Source organism: Neisseria sp. P0001.S005 (genome assembly GCF_051963715.1).
Genome location: NZ_JBQCTZ010000191.1, coordinates 1 through 6629, shown reverse-complemented (window position 1 = coordinate 6629; position 6629 = coordinate 1). Strand labels below are relative to the sequence as shown.

Annotated in this window: 8 protein-coding genes; 5 read left to right on the top strand and 3 right to left on the bottom strand. The window is 54.0% G+C overall.

Annotated elements, in window-relative coordinates; genetic code table 11:
* Positions 1-6: 6 nt before the first annotated feature.
* The 4 genes from ACTHSP_RS16505 to ACTHSP_RS16490 all read left to right on the top strand — a co-directional run bounded on the left by ACTHSP_RS16505 (position 7) and on the right by ACTHSP_RS16490 (position 2773).
* On the top strand, positions 7-585 hold the full coding sequence (locus ACTHSP_RS16505; RefSeq protein WP_440346478.1) for a BON domain-containing protein: 579 nt from the start codon (positions 7-9) through the stop codon (positions 583-585).
* Positions 586-652: 67 nt separating this feature from the next.
* Positions 653-1231 (top strand): hypothetical protein, encoded by a 579-nt coding sequence (locus tag ACTHSP_RS16500; RefSeq protein WP_440346477.1) that lies wholly within the window; start codon positions 653-655, stop codon positions 1229-1231.
* 42 nt (positions 1232-1273) lie between these two features.
* On the top strand, positions 1274-2074 hold the full coding sequence (gene map, locus ACTHSP_RS16495) for a type I methionyl aminopeptidase (RefSeq protein ID WP_223168821.1): 801 nt from the start codon (positions 1274-1276) through the stop codon (positions 2072-2074).
* A gap of 405 nt (positions 2075-2479) precedes the next feature.
* Positions 2480-2773 carry a helix-turn-helix domain-containing protein gene (locus ACTHSP_RS16490; RefSeq protein WP_003684039.1) on the top strand — a complete coding sequence of 98 codons (294 nt, stop codon included), beginning with the start codon at positions 2480-2482 and terminating at the stop codon, positions 2771-2773.
* Positions 2774-2867: 94 nt separating this feature from the next.
* Here ACTHSP_RS16490 and ACTHSP_RS16485 read toward each other — a convergent pair whose 3' ends face one another.
* The 3 genes from ACTHSP_RS16485 to ACTHSP_RS16475 are packed head-to-tail and all read right to left on the bottom strand — an operon-like array spanning position 2868 to position 5257.
* Entirely contained in the window at positions 2868-3818 is a 951-nt protein-coding gene (locus ACTHSP_RS16485; protein ID WP_440346476.1) for a YheT family hydrolase, read from the bottom strand.
* 12 nt (positions 3819-3830) lie between these two features.
* Positions 3831-4457 (bottom strand): phosphatase PAP2 family protein, encoded by a 627-nt coding sequence (locus ACTHSP_RS16480; RefSeq protein WP_070748568.1) that lies wholly within the window; start codon positions 4455-4457, stop codon positions 3831-3833.
* Positions 4457-5257 carry a competence/damage-inducible protein A gene (locus ACTHSP_RS16475; protein ID WP_295863252.1) on the bottom strand — a complete coding sequence of 267 codons (801 nt, stop codon included), beginning with the start codon at positions 5255-5257 and terminating at the stop codon, positions 4457-4459. The genes ACTHSP_RS16480 and ACTHSP_RS16475 overlap by 1 nt, the downstream gene beginning before the upstream one ends.
* 110 nt (positions 5258-5367) lie before the next feature.
* On the opposite strand from ACTHSP_RS16475, the gene argG reads away from it, so the two are divergent.
* On the top strand, positions 5368-6629 hold a 1262-nt coding region (gene argG / locus ACTHSP_RS16470; RefSeq protein ID WP_440346475.1), incomplete at its 3' end, for an argininosuccinate synthase.

Below are 6629 nucleotides of genomic sequence, written 5' to 3'. Positions count from 1 at the left end.
CCCGTTCTGACTGCGACCCTCTTGAGCCTGAGTCTGAGCGGCTGCGTCGGCGCACTGATCGGCGGTGCAGCCGTCGGTACCAAATCCGCCGTCGACCGCCGCACCACCGGCGCACAAACCGACGACAACGTTATGGCCCTGCGCGTCGAAACCACCGCACGCTCCTACCTGCGCCAAAACAACCAAGTCGAAGGCTACAAGCCCAAACTGAACGTTGTCGGCTACAACCGCCACCTGCTCCTGCTCGGCCAAGTGGCCACCGAAGGCGAAAAACAATTTGTTGAACGCATCGCCCGTTCCGAACAAGCCGCAGAAGGCGTGTACAACTACATCACTGTTGCATCACAAGCGCGTTCGCTCGGCGACGTGACCAACGACACTTGGGGTACATCCAAAGTCCGCGCCACCCTGTTGGGCCTCAGCCCGGCCACCCAGGCACGCGTCAAAATCGTGACTTACGGCAACGTGACCTATGTGATGGGCATCCTCACGCCTGACGAGCAAGCCCGCGTGACCCAAAAAGTCAGCACGACCGTCGGCGTACAAAAAGTCGTGACCCTCTATCAAAACTACGTTGCCAACTGATTCACAGGCAACCCGGGGCCGTCTGAACATTCAGACGGCCATTCCTCCAACGATTACCTGCCACATCATGTCCAAAAATAATAAAACCCCTTTCCAACTTAAGCCCAAACACTTAATCCGCGCTTTATTCCTTGTCAGCTTTATTGCCGTCGCAGCCCTTGTTGCCGGCGTATTCAGCACCCTAAACTCCGGTAAAACCGACGTACCCGAAAAAAGCCCTGCCGAACAAACCGACACACGCATTGAAGTTTGGCGCCCCAACGGCACTGTCGAACCTGAAACCGTTCAGCCTACCAAAGACGGCGACGCAAAAACCGCCTCCGGCAGCCCGATTGTTCCCCAAACCGAAAAAAGCGACAACGCCGAAGAAGGTGCAAAAAACGACCGTCCTGCCGCACACCGCGGCAAACGCACAGAAAACAAACGCACCGAAACCGACAAATCAGAAAAAACACAATCCGACAACAGCAGCCCTGCCGCTCAAAACACACCTCAAGCAGACAGCCAGCCGGTAGCAAACAAAGCCGCAGACAGCAAACCGGAAAAAGCCAAAGCCCCCGAGTCCAAACCGACTCCGAAAGCCGAGCCTGAGGCCAAACCACAAGCCAAACCGCGCAATAAAGACAATCTCGACAACCTGTTTTAAACAGACGGCACACCCGTCCCGTTCAGACAGCCTCCATGCCGTCTGAAACAAGAAGGAAACCTCATGGACAAAGTCATCATCAAAACCCCCGAAGAAATCGAAAAAATGCGCGAACTCGGCCGCTTGGTCGCCGAAGCCCTCGATTACATCGGCCAATTCGTCAAACCCGGCGTAACCACCAACGAAATCGATAAACTCGTTTACGACTACCACGTCAACGTTCAAGGCGGTTATCCGGCCCCCCTCAACTACGGCAACCCGCCCTACCCGAAATCCTGCTGCACCTCCGTCAACCACGTTATCTGCCACGGCATTCCCGACGACAAACCGCTGAAAGAAGGCGATATCGTCAACATCGACCTGACCATTAAAAAAGACGGCTTCCACGGCGATTCCAGCCGTATGTTTACCGTCGGCAAAGTCTCCCCGATTGCCCAACGCCTGATCGACGTGACCCACGCCTCCATGATGGCAGGTATTGAAGCGGTCAAACCCGGCGCCACCCTCGGCGATGTTGGCTATGCCTGCCAACAGGTTGCCGAAAATGCCGGCTACTCCGTAGTACAGGAATTCTGCGGACACGGCATCGGCCGCGGCTTCCACGAAGCGCCGCAAGTAGTCCATTACGGCCGCAAAGGCGAGGGCCTCGTCCTCAAACCAGGCATGATTTTCACCATCGAGCCGATGATCAACCAAGGCAAACGTCATCTGCGTATCCTGAACGACGGTTGGACAGTGGTCACCAAAGACCGCTCACTCTCCGCCCAGTGGGAACACGAAGTTTTGGTTACCGAAACCGGCTACGAAATCCTTACCATCAGCCCAGCCAGCGGTAAGCCTTAACCTTGAAAAAACCTTCAGGCCGTCTGAAAATACAGATTCAGACGGCCTGAAATTTATTCGCATTCTCAACCTAGAAAACCGAATAAAAACTCGAAATTAAGTTTTTATCCAAATTAAATTGTTTAATTATGTAAAAATTTGCTTACGCCATATTTAAGATGAACGCATAATTTAATGATTTATATAATGAAAATTTACCGAAATAATGAATTAAGAAATATTTACACAAATTATGGCAGACAGCGGAAAACTTCTTTCGAATATACTGTCTAATTATCTAGATCAGTCATTTGCAATACGCCCACATATCACCCCAAAAGCCTACAGGAAAAGGGATGCCGGCATTCTTGCAGACCTATTTTTATGCCTAGAGGCATGCAACAAATACCACAATAAGGAAGATTCATGAAATCGTTCGAAAAAATTGAAAACATCCGCGATATCCGTAAAAAACTCGGCCTGAACCAAATGGACTTCTGGAGCCGCATCGGTGTGACTCAATCCGGTGGTTCCCGTTACGAATCCGGCCGCAACATGCCTAAACCTGTACGCGAATTGCTGCGTTTGGTACACATCGAGCGCGTAGATTTGGCTAAAGTCAACCGTGATGACTTGGCCGTTGCGTCCTTACTGAAAAACCGCGACCCTGAGTTGTACGCTTCTCTGAAAAAAGAAGCCAAAGCCGACAAAGGCAAATAATCAAGCTATTCAAAAGGCCGTCTGAAACTCGTTTTCAGACGGCCTTTTTACTTTCTTCACTCTAAGGGCATGTCACATACATGCCCTTTTTCATTTACGGCTGATACTGTTTGAAATAGTCCAACACCGTTTGCGGCAGCCATTGCAGATTCAGATGGCCTTGATCGCGGCTGACGAAGCCGACATGACCGCCGTATGCCGGTTGCAGCAGCGTAACAGCTGAGGATACGTCCCGCCCGGTCGGCAGGGCTTCCGGCGGCAGGAAGGGGTCGTTGACGGCATTGAGCAGCAGCAACGGCGTATCCACGCCTTTCAGAAACGGCTTGCAGGAATTGCGGCGGTAGTAATCGTGGCGGTCGGCAAAACCGTGAAGCGGCGCGGTAAAGCGGTCGTCAAAATCGCCAAGCGTTTTGCAGTTTTGCCGGCTCAAGGCCGTCTGAAACTGAGGAATCGCTCGAGCTTTCGGCAGCAGCGAATTCAAAAAATAGCGCGTGTAAATCAGTCGCGTCATGCCTTGGTCAAAACGCGTACCGGCCGCCACAGCATCAACCGGCGCGGAAACGACGGCAGAAGCACGCGGAACGGCATTGCTGCCCTGCTCGCCCAAATATTTGGCCAGGGCATTGCCCCCCAAAGAAACGCCGACGGCGTAAATGGTTGAATAGCGTCGGGCCAGCGTGTTGAGCATAAAGGCGATTTCAGTCGTATCGCCGAGGTGGTAGAACACGGGCGCGGTGTTTGCGATGCCGCCGCAACTGCGGAAATGGGCGACCACGCCGTTCCAACCGCGCTGCTGAACGGCTTTCATCAACTCGACTGCGTAATGGCTCTCGCTGCTGCCTTCCAGTCCGTGAAACAAAACCACCAACGGCGCATCGGGGTCGGCACTGTCGACAAAATCGTAGGCAACTTGGGTTTTGCCGGTACTGTCGGGCAGAAGCTCGCGGCGGTAGTCGGGTGCCTTGCCTTGCAGCAACTTGGCAAACAGGGTGTCGGCATGGCCGTTTCTGAGCCAATAAGGCGTGTTGAGTGAACGTGTATTCATGATTTATTTCTTCTATTTTTCAGACGGCCTGAAGATGAGCATATACACCAGCAAGGCAGTCAGCGTGCCGTTTGTCCAGCCTGCCCAAACATCGGTGGGATAATGCACGCCCAAATAAATGCGTGAAAACCCGGTCAACAGGGCAAAGGAAATACCGCCTATCCAAGCGGCGCGGCGGTAGCGCGTGCGGCGGCAAAGCAATATCAGCATGACGGCAATGGCGGCGGAAAACGTACTGTGGCCGCTGGGGAAGGAAAAATTGCTCTCTTCAATTAGGCGCGGCCAAAGCAGCGGACGTTCGCGGGCAAACCATACCTTCACAATCAGCATGTTCAAAGTCGGCACCAATGCCGCCAACACGCAAAACAGTGCTTCGCGCTTCTTATCGGCAAAATACAGGGCTGCGGCGACTGCGCCGATCAGCGGCACGGCAATCGCGGTTTTGCCCAGATAGTGCAACACGGTGGCAATCGGGTCAAACCATGTACCCGCATGGGCATGGACGGCGTGCATCAGCGGCGGTTCAAAAGCAAAGCCGCCATATTGCGCCAGCCAAATGCCGATGATGAGGGTCGGCGGTAAAAACAGCAAAGAGGCAAAAGTCAGTGCGCGTCTGGATTGGGCTGGGGATAAGTGCATTATTCCACCGTTTCTTTCAAAGTCGCACCAATCGCCTGCAAACCCTGCAACGCATCTTCCCACGCCGTATCCAACAAGCGGCAGGCCTCGCCTTCCGCTTTGATGCCGAACTCGATATGCGGCGGAGTGTAACGGCCGTCTGAATCGGTACGGCCCACTGTGGGCAGGCTGTACGAACGGATACCGGCGTAGGTATGTTCAAGATGCTCCATAATCGGCGTAATGCGCGATTCGGGTTGGTCGAACACATACACGCTGCGGCTGCCTCGTTCGGTTTGGTTGAAGCGGTCGGCGTAATAAGTTTCCAATACCCATTCAGCCATCGGGTGCGCCATCACGGGGAAACCGGGGAAGAAATAATGCTCGCGGATAGAAAATCCAGCGATGTTGTTAAACGGATTGGGCACCAATTCCGCGCCCTCGGGAAAATCCGCCATCTTCAGGCGTTGGGCGTGTTCCGGCGAATCGAGCGGTTCGCCGCGTTTCCGGGTTACGCCTTCGATAAACTTGGCGGCTTCAGGATGGCGGACGACAGGCAAATCCAAAGCGGCCGCTGCGGCTTGGCGCGTGTGGTCGTCAGGCGTAGAACCGATACCGCCGGTAACGAAAGTCGGTAGGCCGTCTGAAAAACTGCGGCGCAGTTGTTTGACCAGCAAATCGGGTTCGTCAGGCAGGTATTGCACCTGATTGAGCTTCAGCCCGTGCGATTCCAATAAAGATTTAAAAAAGGCGAAATGCTTGTCTTGGCGGCTGCCATGCAGGATTTCATCGCCGATGATGATGAGGTTAAAAGCGTTCATGATGAGGTTTCTTTAATACGGCTCTCCGAACATTCAGACGGCCTAATTGCTGACAATGTATTCCATTTATAAGATAATGGTTTCAACTTTTCAAGTCTGGAGGAATCCCAATGAGCCAAAACCATACCATTTTACAAAATCTCCCCATCGGTCAAAAAGTCGGCATCGCCTTCTCCGGCGGCCTCGATACCTCTGCCGCGCTGTTGTGGATGAAACTCAAAGGCGCGCTGCCTTATGCCTACACCGCAAACCTCGGCCAACCTGACGAAGACGATTACAACGCTATTCCTAAAAAAGCGATGGAATACGGCGCAGAAAATGCCCGCCTGATCGACTGCCGCGCGCAGTTGGCACACGAAGGCATCGCTGCCATCCAATGCGGCGCGTTCCACGTTTCCACCGGCGGCATCGCCTATTTCAACACCACGCCTCTGGGCCGCGCCGTTACCGGCACCATGCTCGTTTCCGCCATGAAAGAAGACGATGTAAATATCTGGGGCGACGGCAGCACCTACAAAGGCAACGACATCGAGCGTTTCTACCGCTACGGCCTGTTGACCAACCCGGCGCTGAAAATCTACAAACCTTGGCTCGACCAACAATTTATCGACGAACTCGGCGGCCGCCACGAAATGAGCGAATTTCTGATTGCCAACGGCTTCAACTACAAAATGTCGGTTGAAAAAGCCTACTCTACCGACTCCAACATGCTGGGTGCCACCCACGAAGCCAAAGACTTGGAATTTCTCAACAGCGGCATCAAAATCGTTAAGCCTATCATGGGCGTTGCCTTCTGGGACGAAAACGTCGAAGTCAAACCCGAAGAAGTCAGCGTGCGCTTTGAAGAAGGCGTGCCGGTTGCATTAAACGGCAAAGAATACGCCGATCCTGTCGAACTCTTCCTCGAAGCCAACCGCATCGGCGGCCGCCACGGCTTGGGCATGAGCGACCAAATCGAAAACCGCATCATCGAAGCCAAATCGCGTGGCATCTACGAAGCCCCGGGCATGGCATTGTTCCACATCGCCTACGAACGCTTGGTAACCGGCATCCACAACGAAGACACCATCGAACAATACCGCATCAACGGCCTGCGCCTCGGCCGCCTGCTCTACCAAGGCCGCTGGTTTGACAGCCAAGCCCTCATGTTGCGCGAAACCGCCCAACGCTGGGTCGCCAAAGCCATCACCGGCGAAGTCACCCTCGAGCTGCGCCGCGGCAACGACTACTCGATTCTGAACACCGAATCGCCTAACCTGACCTACCAACCGGAACGCCTGAGCATGGAAAAAGTCGAAGACGCAGCGTTCACACCGCTCGACCGCATCGGCCAACTGACCATGCGCAACCTCGACATTACCGACACCCGCGC

Excerpts from the sequence above, each read along its gene's own strand:
- ACTHSP_RS16500 (WP_440346477.1), top strand. The coding sequence starts at position 653 with ATGTCCAAAAATAATAAAACCCCTTTCCAACTTAAGCCCAAACACTTA.
- ACTHSP_RS16490 (WP_003684039.1), top strand. The coding sequence starts at position 2,480 with ATGAAATCGTTCGAAAAAATTGAAAACATCCGCGATATCCGTAAAAAA.
- ACTHSP_RS16485 (WP_440346476.1), bottom strand. The coding sequence starts at position 3,818 with ATGAATACACGTTCACTCAACACGCCTTATTGGCTCAGAAACGGCCAT.
- ACTHSP_RS16480 (WP_070748568.1), bottom strand. The coding sequence starts at position 4,457 with ATGCACTTATCCCCAGCCCAATCCAGACGCGCACTGACTTTTGCCTCT.
- ACTHSP_RS16475 (WP_295863252.1), bottom strand. The coding sequence starts at position 5,257 with ATGAACGCTTTTAACCTCATCATCATCGGCGATGAAATCCTGCATGGC.